This window comes from Brevibacterium epidermidis NBRC 14811, from assembly GCF_001570805.1.
Lineage (GTDB): Bacteria > Actinomycetota > Actinomycetes > Actinomycetales > Brevibacteriaceae > Brevibacterium > Brevibacterium epidermidis.
Map to the genome: position 1 here is coordinate 513,778 of NZ_BCSJ01000015.1, position 15,681 is coordinate 529,458.

Genomic DNA, 15,681 nt, shown 5'->3' on the forward strand with positions numbered 1-15,681 from the left:
TGATCACTATTGTTATCTTTGCTCTCGGAAAGTAGGGTGAAGCCATGACGGAGACGACCCCACGACAGCGCGCCCGGATCGAGACGGAAGCTCAGATCACCGCGATCGGCAACAGGATGGTCGACGATGACGGCGTCGACGGGTTGTCACTGCGGGCGATCGCTCGCGAGCTCGGAGTCGTCTCCAGTGCGGTCTACCGCTACGTGAAGAGCCGCGATGAACTGCTGACGATCCTCATTCGCGACGCCTACACCCAGATCGCCGACGCTGTCGACGAAGCCATGGAGGGGGAGCGGAGCGTGGAGGTTCTCGCCGTGAGGATGCTCGAGTGGTCTCGCGCCTACCCGAATCGATGGGCGCTCATCTACGGCACCCCGATCGCCGACTATGAGGCACCGCGTGAGCAGACCGTGGTGCCGGGGACTCGGATCATGGTGACGCTCGCGGAGCTGATCGCGGCAACTCAGAACGACACCGAGGTGGCAACTGAGAGCGGTGCGAAAGCGAGCGGATCAGCGGCGAAGAATTCACGGGCCAATAGGGAGCAGCGAGGGATGGAGGCCGCGCTGCAGCCTCTGCGGGACGGGCTTGCGGAACTCGGTCTCGACTATGACGATCACGTGATTTTGGAGACCATCACGATCTGGGTTGCTGTGATCGGGCTGATCAACGGTCTGCGGTTCGGCCAGTTCGGGCCGGGATTCGACCACGTCGAAGACGATCTCATGTCCGAGGTGATCGGCCGCCTCGGAGCGTGAATCGGTGAACGTCTGCGGGCAAGGACACGGCCGCCTCGGCGAATGAGGATATGACAACGGCCCCCGATCGTCGATCGAGGGCCGCGGCCTGAACGGTCAGCGGGGGAGAGTCAGCGGACGGGGCCGGTGAACTTCTCTCCGGGGCCTTCGCCGGGGGCGTCGGGGTATTCCGAAGCCTCGCGGAAGGCCAGCTGCAGGCTGCGCAGACCATCGCGCAGCGGGCGGGCATGGTGGTCGCCGATGACGGTGGCGGCACCGGTGACGAACCCGGCCAGTGCGGTGATGAGCTTGCGGGCCTCGTCGAGGTCCTGGAGGTCGGCACCGCGGCCTTCGGCGGTGTCCTCGGCAAGACCGCACTTGACGGCGGCGGCGGACATGAGGTGGACGGCGCTGGAGGTGATGACCTCGACAGCGGGGACCTCGGCGATGTCGCGCGTAACGTCGGCGATCGCCTCGGCGGGAACGGATTCTTCAGAACTCATGCCATAAGCTTGACATATAAATCAATGCGGCGATCACACCAGGGCCTCGATGTGCGAAGAGTCATGAAGCGTAGTACACTGGTAGCTGGTGCGAAGCGGAGTCTGTCTCCCACCTTGATCGCGAAGAGCGATCGGGTCCGAAGATCTGTCCGTCAGGCAAAGTCTGATCGGGTCCAGATCGAGGTGTATTCACTGAACGTACGTCTACCGTACTGCTCGTGTGTGCAGGCTCCCTTGGCATGTGTCAACGGGAGCCTTTTTCGTTGTCACGACCACATTTGAGCAAAAGGAGTGAACACATCAGCGAGACGCGCATCAATGACCGGATTCGGGTTCCCGAGGTCCGGTTGGTCGGACCCAACGGTGAGCAGGTCGGTATCGTTGCCATTCGCAAGGCACTCGATCTCGCCGGCGAAGCTGGCCTCGACCTCGTCGAGGTAGCCCCGCAGGCGAAGCCACCCGTAGCCAAGCTCATGGACTACGGAAAATTCAAATACGAATCTGCCCAGAAAGCCAGAGAAGCCCGGAAGAATCAGGCGAACACTGCGCTGAAGGAGATCCGCTTCCGTCTCAAGATCGACGAACACGATTACGAGACGAAGAAGGGCCACGTCACCCGCTTCCTCGAAGGCGGCGACAAGGTCAAGGTCATGATCATGTTCCGCGGACGTGAGCAGTCCCGCCCCGAGATGGGCATCAAGCTGCTCAACCGCTTGGCCGAAGATGTGTCCGACCTCGGCTCCGTCGAATCCTCACCGCGAGTCGACGGACGCAACATGGTGATGGTCATCGCCCCGCACAAGTCAAAGTCTGACGCCAAGGCGGAGGCCCGGAAGGCATCGGCAGATGCCAAGGGCAAGTCCGCCGAGGTGAAGTCCCGTCGCGACCGGGTGGCTGCAGAGAAGAACTCAGCTCGCCCGGACGCGTGAGAAATTAAGTACGTCGCGTTCCAGGTCCGTCCTGGTCTGTGCGTGTGAAGTAGTTGCCGGCGGTTGACGCCGGCGACGAATTGCAAAGGAGAACGGCACTATGCCGAAGCAGAAGACGAACAGCAGCGCCAAGAAGCGCATGCGCGTGACTGGCAGTGGCAAGATCATGCGTGAAGGCGTGAACAACCAGCACAAGTTCGAGGGCAAGTCCTCGGCTCGTAAGCGCCGCGTGTCCACCGACCAGGAGATCACCGGCGGCGACCGCGCCATGGCCCGCAAGCTTCTGGGCAAGCTCAAGGGCAGGTGAGACCCCTTTCGGGTCTTCCTTTCCCGGACAGTCTCCGGGACCCCCACGGGCAGTCGATATCGACTCCCACAGCTTGAATCAGAGTCCGGCACTGCCGGCAGATACGAACTTTCTAAAGGAGTAACACGTGGCACGTGTGAAGAGAGCGGTCAACGCTCACAAGAAGCGCCGGGTCATCCTCGACCGGGCAAGCGGCTACCGCGGACAGCGCTCGCGCCTGTACCGCAAGGCCAAGGAACAGGTCATCCACTCGCTGGTCTACAGCTACCGTGACCGCCGCAAGCGCAAGGGCGACTTCCGTCGTCTCTGGATCCAGCGCATCAACGCTGGTGCTCGCGCCAACGGTATGACCTACAACCGTTTCATCCAGGGCCTCAAGGCCGCTGGAGTCGAGGTCGACCGTCGCATGCTCGCCGAGCTCGCCGTGAACGACTCGGCCACCTTCGCGCACCTGGTCAAGGTCGCCAAGGATGCTCTTCCTGCTGACGTCAACGCAGCGAAGACCGACGCCGCCTGAGCAGCGTCAACTCAAGACTCCGGTCACGTCTGTGACTGACCGATCGCCACGGTGATCGACGACGGCCCCGAACTGCTGGTTCGGGGCCGTCGGTCTTTCTGCCAGGTCTCGCCTGGTTCCTATGTTTCCTGCCTCTTCGGCACCCACTTCTTCCACTTCAGCATTCAACGGATCGAGAACACGGTTTCATGAAACTCCCTGACGTCATCTCCTCGCCTCAGTCGAAGCGGATCAAGAACGCAGCGAAGCTGCTCAAACGGCGTGATCGCAAGGCCACGGGGCAGTTCCTCGTCGAGGGTCCGCAGGCCGTCCGTGAGGCACTGGCGCGCAAGGGCTCCGTCGTCGAGCTCTTCATCACCGAGGAGGCCGCCGAGGAGCACCCCGAGTTCGTCTCCGCGGCAAAGCACGGTCGCATGCAGTGCAGCATCGTCACCCCCGAGGTGCTCACCGAGCTCGCATCGACCGTGAACTCTCAGGGTGTCGTGGCCGTGTGCACGACCCTCGACGTGGAGCTGACCTCCGTGCTCGACAAGGACGCGCAGCTCGTCGTCGTCCTGTCGCAGGTGCGCGACCCGGGCAACGCCGGCACGATCATTCGCCTGGCCGATGCCGCAGGGGCCGACGCCGTGGTGCTGACCTCATCGTCGGTGGATGTCTACAACGACAAGACCGTGCGGTCGACCGCCGGTTCGCTCTTCCACATTCCCGTCGTCACCGGAGTCGGGCTGTCCGAGGTGACCGAACTGGCCCGTGCGCGCGGCCTGCAGGTGCTTGCCGCCGATGCGAACGATGAAGCCCACGATCTTCACCACCCGTGGGACACCGGTCTCGATCTCACCGCACGAACCGCGTGGGTCTTCGGCAACGAAGCGTGGGGGATGAGCGCCGAGGATCTGGAGCTGTGCGATTCGTCCGTGGCTGTCCCGATCTACGGCTCGGCCGAGAGCCTCAACCTGGGCACCGCCGCCGGCGTGTGCATCTACGAGAGTGCGCGCAACCAGCGGATGTGATGCTGCGGGAGGCTTCGGTGACTCCATTCGGATGCCTTTACGGCATTCGCTGGACCTCCAGAACGGTTCACTTTTTCCGTGGTCTGAGCTATCCTTGGCGACAAGGAACCTAGCCGAACAGTCGGATCAGCGAGGGTGGTGAGTCGAGAATGGTTGAAACAGTCGAAAGGCCGATGTCGCTATCGATGCTGAGACACCATCACCTCAAAGAGGCCGGAAGCTCGGTGGTGGCTTTTGGGGCGGGCGCGCTGATCTTCTGGGCTATTGGTTTCGGCACCGATGCCTCACCATCGGTGCCTCAAATGCTGGTGACGATCGCGTTGCCTGTGATACTTCTCAAGGAGTACGTCATCTATGTCTCGGAAGTGAAGCGTCGAGGATTCGTTGAAGTCCCGAGCATGGGGATGAGAGGCGGACTGACTTCCCAGAGACAGTTCAACTGATAGCCGCACACGAGCCAACTCAAAGATGAGCGACAGTGAGGAACAGAGGAATGGACACCACGGCCACTGAACCGCTGACCATACGTTCATTGCGCGCGAAAGCCCTCCGAGAAGGGCTGACGATCGTGGCGCAATGCGCCATCGTCGGGCTGTTCTTCATGGGCATCGGCTTCAATTCAAATGATGCCACGCAGCAGTGGAGCGTCTTCACGATCATGATTCCCGCGTTCGTGATCCTTCTTCTCGTCAAATACCAAGTCGAAAGGCAGCAACTGGAGATCGGGACCCCGCCGCTTTATTGATCGGGATTTGCCGGTCTCGGATGCGATCACCGGCGTCGCATTGACGTAGTCGTTTCAGCCAATCGGTGTGACTGGCGCAACCGCCGAGTGCGGAACTGTTCGGCCGCGGCAGCGGCCTTCGCGGTCTGCTTGTTTGCGACTAGTTCCCAGACGTAGCCGTCGAGGTCAGTGAAGTAGCCCATGCACGAACCATCGACGTCTGGACCCGGATCGGCTGATTCACCAGCGGCAACCGCACGGTCGAGTACTTCGTCGATCTCGGCTCGCGTGGCGAATGCACACTAGACGATGCTGGCACCCGGAACCGGATACTTCGAACCCGGCTGGCCCGGGAGCTCGAGATATTGTCCATACTCGTCTGCGGCGATGAAGAAGATAGATAGATGGGGCAACTCGAAAGCGACGATGCCGTTCTTTACACCGTCAGTTTCGAGTCCAAGGTCATTGGCGTAGAAGTTCGCTTTGGTCGGCGGGTCGACAACGGGCAAGGATAGGATCGTTGTTAGCGGCTTCATCCCTGCATTCGAGTGGGGATCTGCCTACACTATCGTCTACCGACCAAACCCTGCGCGATTCAGTTACCTGGACCGGTCGGATACGGGGCTAATGGGTCTGATCGAGGACTGACTATGAACATACCCACTCCGCTATCAAATGCTAGTGGTGACTGGAGAAACTTACAAAATCTATTGTTGCTTTAGCAAGCGTCGTCCGGCGGTCGCCTTTTTAGCTAGAGCTAGGCTTGGTGGTTCATCTCCAAACGTTGTCGTAACTGATCGAGGTTAGAGTCGCAAAGCGATCGGAGAACAGTTGCACCTTTGTGATATTCATCTTTTTATCTCCAGGCTCGAGGAATGTTTTGCCCATTGAATTGGATGCTGCGGTAACCCTTGGAGTATGCCGACCGCCGATGATGGTGAGTATAAGGTTTGTCAAGTCGTTGAACATTCGATTGCGTTGAAATACAAACTGCTTGCCTGGCCGTGCAGGACAGGATGTCGCCAAGGCGGTAAACGTGATCGGAAGCAACGAGTAAGGGAATCTTGCCACAACTCACCTGAGGACTAAGCATCAAATTTCATACTTTTGAGGGAAGCGGGAACGCAACATCGCTTGATAGTTTGTACCTGCTGGTCGTGCTTCAGACGTTCGACCGCTCAAGTAATGTCCAACCAGCAGAACGAAACATTCACAGGAGAGCAACGATGAGTCGGACAATGTCGAGACCGATCGCGATGGTTTCGCTAGCCCTACTACTGGCAAGCGTTTCAACAGTCCAGGTTGGCTCTGGGGCAGTGGCCCAGGAAGTCCCGGAACCAACTGCCATCAACGTGGAAGCAAGTGCTGAGATCAACAAGAGTTCACTTGATCTTCAGGGCCCGGTTTCGCGATTCAACGTTTTACTTCCGACGGTCGGCAGCCACAATCATCGCCCTGCGGTCGTTGAGAACGGAACAGGGGCCGAATTTTCATTGAACCGCGTGGATCCGGGCGATGCCACTCTGCGTACCGAAGTTGAGGATGGTACTGATGTCGAGGTCGTAGAAGACGACCAGGGTGATCAGTCGATTCAGCTGACTGACGCAAATGGAGAAATCGTCGGCGGCATAGTAATTGAAGCTACTCGCTCGAGCAATGGCGAACCTGTTCATTCCGAACTGGCGTTAGAAGGTGAAACGATTACGCCGAAGTTCGTGGCAGGAAATGATGAGGTCAAGGAGCCTGTGTCCGTCGATGTATACGCTTCAACTGTTTGGTACAACAAGGGCTGGGTAACTAAAAAATCTGGCAAAAAATATGTCGTGAATCTAGATCCTACGAGGCTTGGAAGGAAGCAAAATGCCTTGAACACGCATAAAACACATGTCAAGCATGCGAAGAAGGTGCTTGGATCTGCGAACACTAAGAAATACTGGAACTACAATATCGAACAGCAGTTTCTCTGTCACGTTGTAGGGGCATGGTTCCCGACGGGAGTGTATAATATGGAGTCTTGGCGGCCCACTAAGAAATGGCAGCAGATCGCGAACCCTTTCGATCGTTGCAACCGGAAGTAATAGGTAAAGGATTCTGTTAAAATGAAACTATTCAAACCGGCTCTTATTGTTCTTATAGCGCTGTTCTCGCTCAGTATATTGGCAATCATCGGAATTGCACTAATTACCTTTTCCACCGATGGCGGCGGGTTCGCGGGATCTGACCTTCTGGTAGGAATTGGGTTTGGTTCGATGCTGGTAGCAATCGCTTGTCCGGTTCTTATCGCGCTATTGGTTCTTGCGTCGTGGATTAAGCGTCGCTCGGATATGAAAGTCTAGCTGAGTTCTTCATACTTTCGCATTCTTGTGAACGCTATCCCGCCCTGCGGTCGGAGGCAGGGCGGGAGTCTCACCGGAAGTATATATTCTTGACTGTATGGATTAAGACGCGGGGAATGTTGTTTGGTCTCTTGTACTAGTATTGCTATTTTGCTCTGTCGTGGATGATCCGGGGGATAGCCTGGTATCTTGTCTGCCGTGACTACTGATTGGGACTTGGCTCACTACTGTTGAGGTCTCGTCGTGTAGTGGGTGGCTGCATCGGCGGTCATGGCAAAATGCGACCACTGAGATGGACAGCCGATGAAACCTGTGGTGGACTGCGAATGCGACGTGTGGCTCGGCCTCGAGGGGGCTCTACCACCCGTCACGGGTGCGGATTGGGTCGGAAGGTTAGCGGGACTTTGACAACCAACTCGCCCGGGACAGAATCGCGATTAGGGACTCGCTCTTGAGGTTGTCAATCGAGTAGGGCAGAGTGCTCGTCATCGTCAACCATTCGATAACGATCGGTGCGTTTCCTGCGCGGCTGTCTGGAATTGTGGTGCCAATTTTGCTTCGTTGCCTTGACTAGCGGTGCGGAAAACGGCCGACCTGTTTCCGCGCCAGGCGAAGATTGATGCCAGGGACTTGTTGAGCATGGTCGACACTACCTGTACGGAAGCGCTTTTCGGTGGCACCTGTGTAACGAAGTGGTGTGTAACCTCGCAACATCGTGGACACCGAACCTCACCACTTCAGGGACAACCGATCTCAGAGCTTTGTACACAACTACCGCTGCCTCCGCTGAGGAGGGAGCGGTCCGGAATCGAGTTCATCTACCGGAGCATGAATACGTCGGGCATATCCTCACCACGCGAGGCGAACTCTTCAACATACTGTTCGTATTTTATGCGCCATTGCTTCGTCGGATTCGCGACCTGGACTCCACGGATCGCATAGGAAGAAATGAAGCGTCCTCGTACGCCGAGAGCGACCATCGGCAAGGGGAAGGAGAACACAATCTCACCGGTGCCCATGTCCGTGAGCAAGAATGTCTGATCGGTGATCGTACGATAAAACTGCCGATCAGCAAAAGTCGACGGCAGCGACACGTGATAGCCGTGATAGTACACTTGCCGGTTCGCTCGCGTGACGGTTACGACCGACTGATCAGAACGCTGCCTATCCGAAGCGGTGTCCGGGAGGACATGTCCATTCTTCGTGATCGTCAGCCCAGCACGGTTGAGCTGATTCTGCCGCTGCAAACGGGCCTGTAGATATTCTCGTGCTTTCGCCTCAAGAACAGCCATCGGAATCGGTTCGGTGGCCGGAGTGTGCTCGACGAGGTTCCATGCTTGAGTCGGCGTGGCATCGTTGAGCGACTGGTGCGGCCGACGCGAGTTGTACTGATCACGGAAACGCCGAATAATTCGCCGCAGCTGCTCGACCGTTGCGGCCCGGTTCGCGTCGAGGAAACGCACCAGTGTCTGGTGGGAGCGTTCGTTCTTGCCCTGCGTCGTCGGCTTGCCTGGCAGGCCGCTGATGGGCATTGTTCCATGAGAGGCGAGGAACACTTCCACGGCTCCGATCGTGCCCTGCCGAAGTTGGTTGAACGCCGAGGAATTGTCCGATAGGACCTCCTGCGGGGCACCATGAGCAGCGATCGCGTCTGCGAGCACCGATTTGGCGTCCGTACTGTTCTCAGCACGAATATGAGCGGTCGTGCCGACGTCGAACCGGGTGGAGTCATCGAGGAGCTGATAGATCGTCACCGTCTGACCATCGGTCAGGTCGTATTCGAAGGCATCAAGTTGCCATAACGACATTGCGGTGGCGCGGACGAAAGGGATGTAGGACGATTTGGGGCGCTTCTTCGGTGAGGCATCGACGTGGCCGACGCTGGCCAGCAGGCGGGCGATCGTCGCCGGCGACGGGATCGTCGTGGCCGGGAACGTCTCGGAGATTGCGGCCTCGTAGTAGATAGTGCGGGGGCCATAGTCCCATCCGTCGGCTTTGAGTTGCTTGCGGATTCGGACGAGTTCATTGACGACCTGGCGACCGTATCGCCGGGCGGGTTGTTTCGGAGCTCGCGACCGGGGATGCAGCGCCGCGGTTGATTCTTGTTGGCTGCGGGTGCGGATCTTATAGAAGGCACTACGTGAGATTTTGTGGGCGCGGCAGAACTCGGTGACGGACAGCGCGTTCGGCTGCGTCGGGTCGTAGTTGATGATGGCTGCTCGGATCTGGGGTGTCAGAGAATTCGTCATTCTCTCCGGCTACCACGACGCTGCCAGTGTCCACGAAGTCATGAGACATAGTGTCTCCGATGTCATGAGATCGTGTGTCCACGATGTGTTGAGACAGGACATACAAAGCTCTGAGATCGGTTGTCCCTGAAGTGGTGAGGTTCGGTGTCCACGATGTTGCGAGGTTACACACCGGTTCAATCCACAGGTGCTACCGAATGCACCTTCCCTACACTACCCGGACGACGCCGCACATTTTGAGGTCGGGTGACTCTGACCCGTTGTCCTTGCCAATCGTAAGGCCGGGGCCAGCAGCGACGAGGATCATGCACGCGATACTACGCACGCGACCAATCGGCATGATCCCTGCTGTTCCCGATCCCTCATGAGACGGGACGCGCCCGCGTAGGTTGAACCTATGGACGTAGAGGTAGAAGCGACCAGTTTGACTTATTTGGTCCCTCGTCTTGAGGCCCTCCTGACAGCCAGTGATTGCATCGCGTTCCAGCCAGATGGTCATTTGGCTGCGTATGCCGGTATTGCGCCGGTCTGGAACCACGATTCGAAGCAAGTTCCCGTCGTGGGCGAGGAACTAGACCTTGAAGAATGCGTTGTTCAACTTAAAAAGAGTCGCGAGGTGTCATGACTCTATTTTGGAAAGACTATTCTGCACGGAAATGGGTGGAGTGGAAGCGGCAAGTTGCGGCGGCGAACTTGATATTCCGAGCTGCGTCATCCGAAGCGACTAGGGTGACCCTATGGTAATCGAAGCCCCACGCCCACCGAAGCTCAGCCTCGGCGATCTGGTTCAGGGATTCCTCGGCGATATCGGTTCAGAGGACTTCCTCGAAGGCATGGAGTTCATCGACCTCAACCTCGCCGAGGCAGACGCCACCCAAGCGACGTTCCTCGACTGCCGATGGTCGAACGTCAACTTCGGCGATGCCGACGCACCGATCGACCTCACCGGAGCCAGGATCTCCGGTACCGAGATCGCGGACTGCCGTGCCGACACCTGGAACATGACCCGTGGAAACCTGTTGCACACCGAGATCTCCGGAACACGGATCGGTGCCGGCGTTGTCTATGACAGCGTGTGGGAGAAGGTGCGATTCACCGATTGCCGTATCTCCTACCTCAACCTGCGCGGGGCGAAGCTCACCGATGTCGAGTTCCGCGACTGCAAGATCGACGAGATCGACCTCGACCGGGCGAAGGTCAGCCGGGTCGCGTTTACGGGCAGCAGTGTCGGCGTCTTCCAGTGCGAAGGCGCCACCCTCGGCAACGTCGACATCCGGGGATTGGAACCGCACAAGATCTCCGGCGTGCACTCGCTGCGCGGAGCGACCATCGACGACACCCAGCTCATGCTCTTCGCCGAACTCTTCGCCTCGGAACTCGGCATCACCGTGGAGTGAGGGCCACAAGCCGGTCGAATTAAGAACCGCCGGGCGCCGAGGCGCGGCGAGCGGTATCGCGCCGGTCGATGGCAGCACCTACTTCCTTGATCGCTGTGCGGATCACTCGTCCATAACCGTCGTCAGGCAATGCTTCGCTGTGTTCCTCTGCCGCAGAGATGTGCTCCGCCGCGGTATCGAATGATCCCAGCCGTCGGAGATTGTCACCGATATTGAGGTGGAGGCTGGGATAGAAGCCGGCGACCTGAAGCGACTGGTGATGTGCCTGCGCGCGTTCATCACTGAGCGAAGCAGCGGCGTCGAGAGCTCGAATGTCCCAGATGAGTGCCTCGGCCGGGTGATCAAAGAGATCGGCGAGATAGTGCGCAAGTGTGCAGCGATGGAAGGGATCGCCGGAGGGGCCGACCTCCTGCCAGAGGTCGACTAGCTGGCGCCGAGCCGTGTCCACGTCACCTGCTCTCCCGAGTTCGACGGCTCGACCGATCGTCTCCATCGTCGGATCGGGTGCGGCTGGTGTAGAGGTCATGGTGGTCTGCTCCTGTCTGTATCAGTGGGCGGGTGCCTGGCACGGCATGATGACGGTGGTGAAGTCTCCGTCATCAGCTGAGCGCAGGATGACGGGTTGATCCGACGCAGAGACGTCGAGGATGAGATCGTTTCCGAGCGCATTGGTCATAGCCGGATGCAGTGTCGTGAGTTCGAACCACAGAGTGATCTCAGAGTCATCACCCGTGCCTTCGAGATCGGGGACGTCATCAGGAGCCAGAACCTGTATCCCACTCGAGGTGAGTCGCAAACCGAGCTTTTCCAGCGGCCTCTGTTCCATCGTCCCCAACAGCTGCCTGCGGTCGACCATGCAGTGGTGGACTGCTGTCGGTAGGGACTCGAAGAAGTCGTGGGTATCCGGAAATGGCTCATCGATCAATGGGCACTGGTGCACGGTGCCGTCTTCAAGCACGAGGTGCAGGAAACTTTCGTGAGCCGCGAGAGTCACTGTCGGGCTTCTGCGGACCATCGAAACGGTGTTCCGAAGAGCATCGCCGGACACGGTGCCTGCCCACGTCGTACCTGCAGACCGGCTCGGCACCAGGGTACGACTGGCGAAGCGGTAACGGTCCGTCGCCGCCAATGCGAGTGCGTCCGGTTCGACGCAGAGGCGAACCCCGTTGAGAACGGGGAAGCTGGGATCGTCGGTGGTAGTGGCCAGAAGCTGGTCGACTGCTGCGGCAAAGATGGGCCCGGGGAGAGCGCACAACGATGCCGAAGACTTCGATTGCAAAGACTGGGTGAGGCGTGCGGCCACGTGGTGTAATCGCGCGTTTTCAGCCGACACCCTGCGCATATGGTCATTCAGGAGCCGCAGCGATTCCGCAGAATCGGACGCAGTTTCGGCCGTGAAGAACCGAGAGACATCGGGCAGCGGCATTCCGAGCTCGCGAAGCTCCCGCAGTCTCTCGGCCGTGTGTATCTGTTCCTCACTGTAGAAGCGATATCCGGTCTGGGCGTCGACGTGGTCAGGGCGGAGGATGCCGGCATCGTCGTAGAATCGCAGCGCGCTCGCCGTCAGACCCACTATTCGGGCGAAGGCGCCGATCGGCATCAAGTCAGAATCAGTCACTCGCACATTGTCCGGTCTCAACCGACTTGAAGGTCAACCCCTGTCATTCGTCGTCCAACCCCTCCGGGCTGTCCGGGGGAGTGAAATAGGTTCTGCGCAGGTAGATCAACGCAGCGACACAGATCGCCGCTGCCACGACCGCGGTGACGGCCACGTCGACGAGGTCTGCTCCGCCGACCAACAGCGACGGCAGAACGAAGCCGCCCACCAACGAGCACAGCAATACGACTCCCAGCGGAACGCTGCCGATGAAGCTTCTGACCTCGAGCCTGACACTTCGCGCCCGAAACACAGCCCAGACCACCATCGCCGAAGCGGCCGCCACCACGAATATCACCCAGAGCAGTGAATTGATCGGTCGATCCCGGAGGACGGCTTTGGCGATCTCGCCGAGAGATCCCCACGCACAGAGCGTGGAGATCCCCAGCAGAATCGTGAAGATCCGTGACCGCAGCAATCGACCAGCTACCCGATCAGGGCCGGATGGGCTGAGTGCCTCACCGCTTCCCCAACTCGTCGATGAGCACGCGCTTGTTCTCCGAGTAGTCGACGGGCACTACTACGACGTGCACACCGCCGGCCTCGAACGCATTCTCCAGCGCGTCGCTGATGCTGTCGACATCCTCGACGCGGGTGCCGGTGGCCCCATACGACTCCGCGTACTTCACGAAATCAGGGTTGCCGTAAGTCAGACCGTAGTCGGGGAATCCGTCCGCAGCCTGCTTCCACCGGATCATGCCGTAGGCGTTGTCCTCGAGGATGACGACAACAAGATCGAGACCCAAACGCACAGCGGTCTCCAGCTCCTGGCTGTTCATCATGAACCCACCGTCGCCGACCACGGCCATGACCCGACGCTCCGGGTAGGTCAGCTTCGCCCCGATCGCCGACGGCAGCCCGGCGCCCATCGTCGCGAGAGCATTGTCGAGCAGCAGGGTGTTCGCCCGGGTCGTGCGGTAGTTGCGGGCGAACCAGATCTTGTACATTCCGTTGTCGAGGGTCACGATCCCATCGGTCGGCACGACGTCGCGGACCTCCTGGACGATGCGCTGCGGGATGAACCGATCTTCGTCGGCTCCCTCGTGGATCTTGATGAGGATCTCATCACGCATCGGAAGGAGCGCCTCGGCGGTGGGCACGGGACCGCCGAGTACCTCGGCGAGCTTGTCCAGGGACGGACCCAGGTCACCGATGACCTCGAACTGCGGGAAATACACCTGCTCGACGATGGCGGGACGGTACCCGATGTGCACGACGGTCGGCCCGGTCTCATCCATCGTGAACGGCGGCTTCTCCGTCGTATCGTGACCGATGGTGACGATGACATCGGCCGCATCGATCGCGTCGTGGACGTAGTCACCGGACGTCAGCGCCGCCGTGCCCATGTACAGATCCGACGCGCCCGTCACCGACCCCTTGCCCATCTGCGTGGTGACGTAGGGGATGCGCATCTCAGCGACGAAACGCGACAGCGCCTCACTGCACGAGGCCCGGGAAGCATCCGCACCGAGCATGAGCAGCGGGTTCTTCGCCTCCTTGATGACGTTCGCGGCGTTCGCGATCGCCGTATCCCCGGCGACGGGCCGACCGTTCGTATGCGGTTCGACGAGCTCGAACCCGTCGACCGGCATCCCCGCGATGTCCTCGGGCAGTTCGAGGTGCACTGGTCCCGGACGCTCGGCCTGAGCGGCGCGGAACGCCTCACGGACTATCGTCGGAATCATCGCCGCCGAGGTGATCTGCTTGCTCACCTTCGTCAGCGGGTCCATCGTCGCCACCGTATTGACCATCTGGAACGCCGCCTGCTCGGCCGTGCGAATGCCCTTCTGCCCGGTGATCATGATGACCGGCATCCCGCCGAGGTGGGCGTACGCAGCCCCGGTCGCCAGGTTGAGCGCGCCCGGCCCCAAGGTCGTCAGCACCACCCCGGGCTTACCCGTCAACCGCCCGTAGGTCGCGGCCATGAACGCGGCCGCCTGCTCGTGGCGGGTGAGGATGAGTTCGATCGAAGAGGTCCGCAGCGAGTCGACGAAGTCGAGGTTCTCCTCACCGGGAATGCCGAAGATCCGCTCGACGCCCTCGTTTTCCAGCGCTTTGACCATGACATCTGATGCACGTTGTGTCGTCATGTGCCCGACCCTACGCTTTTCTCCGCTCAGTCCCTATGACCGGTCCCACACCTCCATCACCGAGGTGGACCACCCACCCAGCGGACCCGACCAGGGCCCTGCCGGGGGAGACGATAGACTTGCAGGCGAAGAGAAACGACGTCCCCTCAGCTGCGGGCAAGTACGGACAAAAGGACATTGATGACAGACCAACTCGACCCCTTGGACGAGTCGGCCGTGAAGCAGGCCGTCGACGCGGCACTCAAGGCTTTCGCGGATGCGACGACTCTCGACGAGCTCAAGCAGGCGAAGATCGACCACACCGGCGACAAAGCCCCGCTGGCGCTCGCCAACCGAGCCATCGGCTCACTCGACAAGGCCGATAAGGCCGCCGCCGGCAAGATCGTCGGCAAGTCCAGGGGACAGGTCAAGCAGGCCCACGACGCACGCCTTAACGAACTCGAAGCCGAACGCGATGCGGCCGTGCTCATCGAAGAGGCCATCGACGTCACTCTGCCCACTGACCGTCGCCGCCTCGGCGCTCGCCACCCGCTGAGCCTCATCCAGGAACAGGCCGCGGACTACTTCGTAGGCCTCGGCTGGGAGATCGCCGAAGGCCCCGAGATCGAATCCGAGTGGCTGAACTTCGACTCGCTGAACTTCGGTCCCGACCACCCTGCTCGCCAGATGCAGGACACCTTCTTCGTCGAGCCTCCCGAGGCCGGCCTCGTCCTGCGCACCCACACCTCACCGGTCCAGTCACGCTCACTGCTCGAGCGTGGCGTGCCGCTCTACATCGTGTGCCCCGGCAAGACCTTCCGCACCGATGAGCTCGACGCCACGCACACCCCTGTCTTCCACCAGATCGAAGGCATCGCCATCGACAAGGGCCTGACCATGGCGAACCTGCAGGGCACCCTCGACGGCTTCGCCCGCGAGATGTTCGGCCCCGAGTCGAAGACCCGCCTGCGCCCGAGCTTCTTCCCGTTCACCGAACCGAGCGCGGAGATGGACTTCTGGTTCCCCAACAAGGTCGGTGGACCCGGCTGGATCGAATGGGGCGGCTGCGGAATGGTCCACCCCAATGTGCTGCGCGCCGCCGGCATCGACCCCGATGTCTACCAGGGCTTCGCCTTCGGCATGGGCATCGAGCGCACCCTGATGCTGCGCGAGGGAATCAACGATATGCACGACATGGTCGAAGGCGATGTGCGCTTCTCGGCCCGTTTCGGAATGAAGGCTTGAT

18 protein-coding genes are annotated in these 15,681 nt (G+C 60.0%); 11 read left to right on the forward strand and 7 right to left on the reverse strand.

Annotated features, from left to right (window positions below; all coding sequences use genetic code 11):
- The first annotated feature begins 44 nt into the window (after nucleotides 1-44).
- Nucleotides 45-758 carry a TetR/AcrR family transcriptional regulator gene (locus BEP01S_RS13475; RefSeq protein WP_062244097.1) on the forward strand — a complete coding sequence of 238 codons (714 nt, stop codon included), beginning with the start codon at nucleotides 45-47 and terminating at the stop codon, nucleotides 756-758.
- 110 nt (nucleotides 759-868) lie between these two features.
- Here the strand turns inward: BEP01S_RS13475 and BEP01S_RS13480 are convergent, their stop codons facing one another.
- The gene (locus tag BEP01S_RS13480; RefSeq protein WP_039206663.1) at nucleotides 869-1,240 is read right to left on the reverse strand and encodes a DUF1844 domain-containing protein; all 372 of its coding nucleotides are present in this window, start codon (nucleotides 1,238-1,240) and stop codon (nucleotides 869-871) included.
- A 278-nt stretch (nucleotides 1,241-1,518) separates the two neighbouring features.
- Between BEP01S_RS13480 and infC the strand changes: the two genes are divergently transcribed.
- The 6 genes from infC (at nucleotide 1,519) to BEP01S_RS13510 (ending at nucleotide 4,748) form a co-directional block, all read left to right on the forward strand.
- Nucleotides 1,519-2,169, forward strand: a complete 651-nt coding sequence (infC, locus tag BEP01S_RS13485; protein ID WP_244882237.1) for a translation initiation factor IF-3 — start codon at nucleotides 1,519-1,521, stop codon at nucleotides 2,167-2,169.
- 100 nt (nucleotides 2,170-2,269) lie between these two features.
- Nucleotides 2,270-2,476, forward strand: a complete 207-nt coding sequence (gene rpmI / locus BEP01S_RS13490; RefSeq protein ID WP_062244103.1) for a 50S ribosomal protein L35 — start codon at nucleotides 2,270-2,272, stop codon at nucleotides 2,474-2,476.
- 127 nt (nucleotides 2,477-2,603) lie between these two features.
- A complete protein-coding gene (gene rplT, locus BEP01S_RS13495; protein WP_025779787.1) occupies nucleotides 2,604-2,993 on the forward strand; it encodes a 50S ribosomal protein L20 in 390 nt (129 codons plus the stop codon).
- A gap of 188 nt (nucleotides 2,994-3,181) precedes the next feature.
- Nucleotides 3,182-4,003 carry a TrmH family RNA methyltransferase gene (locus BEP01S_RS13500; RefSeq protein ID WP_062244105.1) on the forward strand — a complete coding sequence of 274 codons (822 nt, stop codon included), beginning with the start codon at nucleotides 3,182-3,184 and terminating at the stop codon, nucleotides 4,001-4,003.
- Between the two features lie 149 nt (nucleotides 4,004-4,152).
- The gene (locus tag BEP01S_RS13505; protein WP_152609562.1) at nucleotides 4,153-4,446 is read left to right on the forward strand and encodes a hypothetical protein; all 294 of its coding nucleotides are present in this window, start codon (nucleotides 4,153-4,155) and stop codon (nucleotides 4,444-4,446) included.
- A 50-nt stretch (nucleotides 4,447-4,496) separates the two neighbouring features.
- Nucleotides 4,497-4,748, forward strand: coding sequence for a hypothetical protein (locus tag BEP01S_RS13510; protein WP_039206673.1), 252 nt, complete (start codon nucleotides 4,497-4,499; stop codon nucleotides 4,746-4,748).
- A 281-nt stretch (nucleotides 4,749-5,029) separates the two neighbouring features.
- Here BEP01S_RS13510 and BEP01S_RS13515 read toward each other — a convergent pair whose 3' ends face one another.
- Nucleotides 5,030-5,263 carry a hypothetical protein gene (locus BEP01S_RS13515; protein WP_098731330.1) on the reverse strand — a complete coding sequence of 78 codons (234 nt, stop codon included), beginning with the start codon at nucleotides 5,261-5,263 and terminating at the stop codon, nucleotides 5,030-5,032.
- Nucleotides 5,264-5,965: 702 nt separating this feature from the next.
- Between BEP01S_RS13515 and BEP01S_RS16850 the strand changes: the two genes are divergently transcribed.
- Both BEP01S_RS16850 and BEP01S_RS13525 read left to right on the forward strand, forming a co-directional pair.
- The gene (locus BEP01S_RS16850) at nucleotides 5,966-6,805 is read left to right on the forward strand and encodes a DUF2599 domain-containing protein (protein WP_152609563.1); all 840 of its coding nucleotides are present in this window, start codon (nucleotides 5,966-5,968) and stop codon (nucleotides 6,803-6,805) included.
- Nucleotides 6,806-6,826: 21 nt separating this feature from the next.
- Nucleotides 6,827-7,063: a hypothetical protein gene (locus BEP01S_RS13525; RefSeq protein ID WP_062244107.1), complete on the forward strand. Its 237-nt coding sequence runs from the start codon at nucleotides 6,827-6,829 to the stop codon at nucleotides 7,061-7,063.
- Between the two features lie 818 nt (nucleotides 7,064-7,881).
- Here the strand turns inward: BEP01S_RS13525 and BEP01S_RS13530 are convergent.
- Nucleotides 7,882-9,312 (reverse strand): IS481 family transposase, encoded by a 1,431-nt coding sequence (locus BEP01S_RS13530; RefSeq protein WP_062244110.1) that lies wholly within the window; start codon nucleotides 9,310-9,312, stop codon nucleotides 7,882-7,884.
- Between the two features lie 737 nt (nucleotides 9,313-10,049).
- On the opposite strand from BEP01S_RS13530, the gene BEP01S_RS13540 reads away from it, so the two are divergent.
- The gene (locus BEP01S_RS13540) at nucleotides 10,050-10,709 is read left to right on the forward strand and encodes a pentapeptide repeat-containing protein (RefSeq protein ID WP_062244112.1); all 660 of its coding nucleotides are present in this window, start codon (nucleotides 10,050-10,052) and stop codon (nucleotides 10,707-10,709) included.
- 19 nt (nucleotides 10,710-10,728) lie between these two features.
- On the opposite strand, the gene BEP01S_RS13545 is transcribed toward BEP01S_RS13540, so the two are convergent.
- From BEP01S_RS13545 to BEP01S_RS13560, 4 genes are all read right to left on the reverse strand, one after another.
- Nucleotides 10,729-11,235, reverse strand: a complete 507-nt coding sequence (locus BEP01S_RS13545; protein WP_062244122.1) for a hypothetical protein — start codon at nucleotides 11,233-11,235, stop codon at nucleotides 10,729-10,731.
- Nucleotides 11,236-11,256: 21 nt separating this feature from the next.
- Complete coding sequence (locus BEP01S_RS13550) at nucleotides 11,257-12,327, reverse strand: DNA polymerase III subunit beta family protein (RefSeq protein ID WP_157070574.1); 1,071 nt, start codon at nucleotides 12,325-12,327, stop codon at nucleotides 11,257-11,259.
- A 43-nt stretch (nucleotides 12,328-12,370) separates the two neighbouring features.
- On the reverse strand, nucleotides 12,371-12,664 hold the full coding sequence (locus BEP01S_RS13555) for a hypothetical protein (RefSeq protein WP_157070575.1): 294 nt from the start codon (nucleotides 12,662-12,664) through the stop codon (nucleotides 12,371-12,373).
- 160 nt (nucleotides 12,665-12,824) lie between these two features.
- Entirely contained in the window at nucleotides 12,825-14,456 is a 1,632-nt protein-coding gene (locus BEP01S_RS13560; protein WP_062244131.1) for an acetolactate synthase large subunit, read from the reverse strand.
- A gap of 180 nt (nucleotides 14,457-14,636) precedes the next feature.
- On the opposite strand from BEP01S_RS13560, the gene BEP01S_RS13565 reads away from it, so the two are divergent.
- Nucleotides 14,637-15,680, forward strand: coding sequence for a phenylalanine--tRNA ligase subunit alpha (locus tag BEP01S_RS13565; RefSeq protein ID WP_062244134.1), 1,044 nt, complete (start codon nucleotides 14,637-14,639; stop codon nucleotides 15,678-15,680).
- Nucleotide 15,681 lies beyond the last annotated feature (1 nt).

Coding starts and splice junctions, on each gene's coding strand:
- BEP01S_RS13565 (WP_062244134.1), top strand. CDS start 14,637: ATGACAGACCAACTCGACCCCTTGGACGAGTCGGCCGTGAAGCAGGCC.
- BEP01S_RS13515 (WP_098731330.1), bottom strand. CDS start 5,263: ATGAAGCCGCTAACAACGATCCTATCCTTGCCCGTTGTCGACCCGCCG.
- BEP01S_RS13525 (WP_062244107.1), top strand. CDS start 6,827: ATGAAACTATTCAAACCGGCTCTTATTGTTCTTATAGCGCTGTTCTCG.
- BEP01S_RS13540 (WP_062244112.1), top strand. CDS start 10,050: ATGGTAATCGAAGCCCCACGCCCACCGAAGCTCAGCCTCGGCGATCTG.
- BEP01S_RS13505 (WP_152609562.1), top strand. CDS start 4,153: ATGGTTGAAACAGTCGAAAGGCCGATGTCGCTATCGATGCTGAGACAC.
- BEP01S_RS13480 (WP_039206663.1), bottom strand. CDS start 1,240: ATGAGTTCTGAAGAATCCGTTCCCGCCGAGGCGATCGCCGACGTTACG.
- BEP01S_RS13510 (WP_039206673.1), top strand. CDS start 4,497: ATGGACACCACGGCCACTGAACCGCTGACCATACGTTCATTGCGCGCG.
- BEP01S_RS13500 (WP_062244105.1), top strand. CDS start 3,182: ATGAAACTCCCTGACGTCATCTCCTCGCCTCAGTCGAAGCGGATCAAG.
- BEP01S_RS16850 (WP_152609563.1), top strand. CDS start 5,966: ATGTCGAGACCGATCGCGATGGTTTCGCTAGCCCTACTACTGGCAAGC.
- BEP01S_RS13545 (WP_062244122.1), bottom strand. CDS start 11,235: ATGACCTCTACACCAGCCGCACCCGATCCGACGATGGAGACGATCGGT.
- BEP01S_RS13560 (WP_062244131.1), bottom strand. CDS start 14,456: ATGACGACACAACGTGCATCAGATGTCATGGTCAAAGCGCTGGAAAAC.
- rpmI (WP_062244103.1), top strand. CDS start 2,270: ATGCCGAAGCAGAAGACGAACAGCAGCGCCAAGAAGCGCATGCGCGTG.
- BEP01S_RS13530 (WP_062244110.1), bottom strand. CDS start 9,312: ATGACGAATTCTCTGACACCCCAGATCCGAGCAGCCATCATCAACTAC.
- BEP01S_RS13475 (WP_062244097.1), top strand. CDS start 45: ATGACGGAGACGACCCCACGACAGCGCGCCCGGATCGAGACGGAAGCT.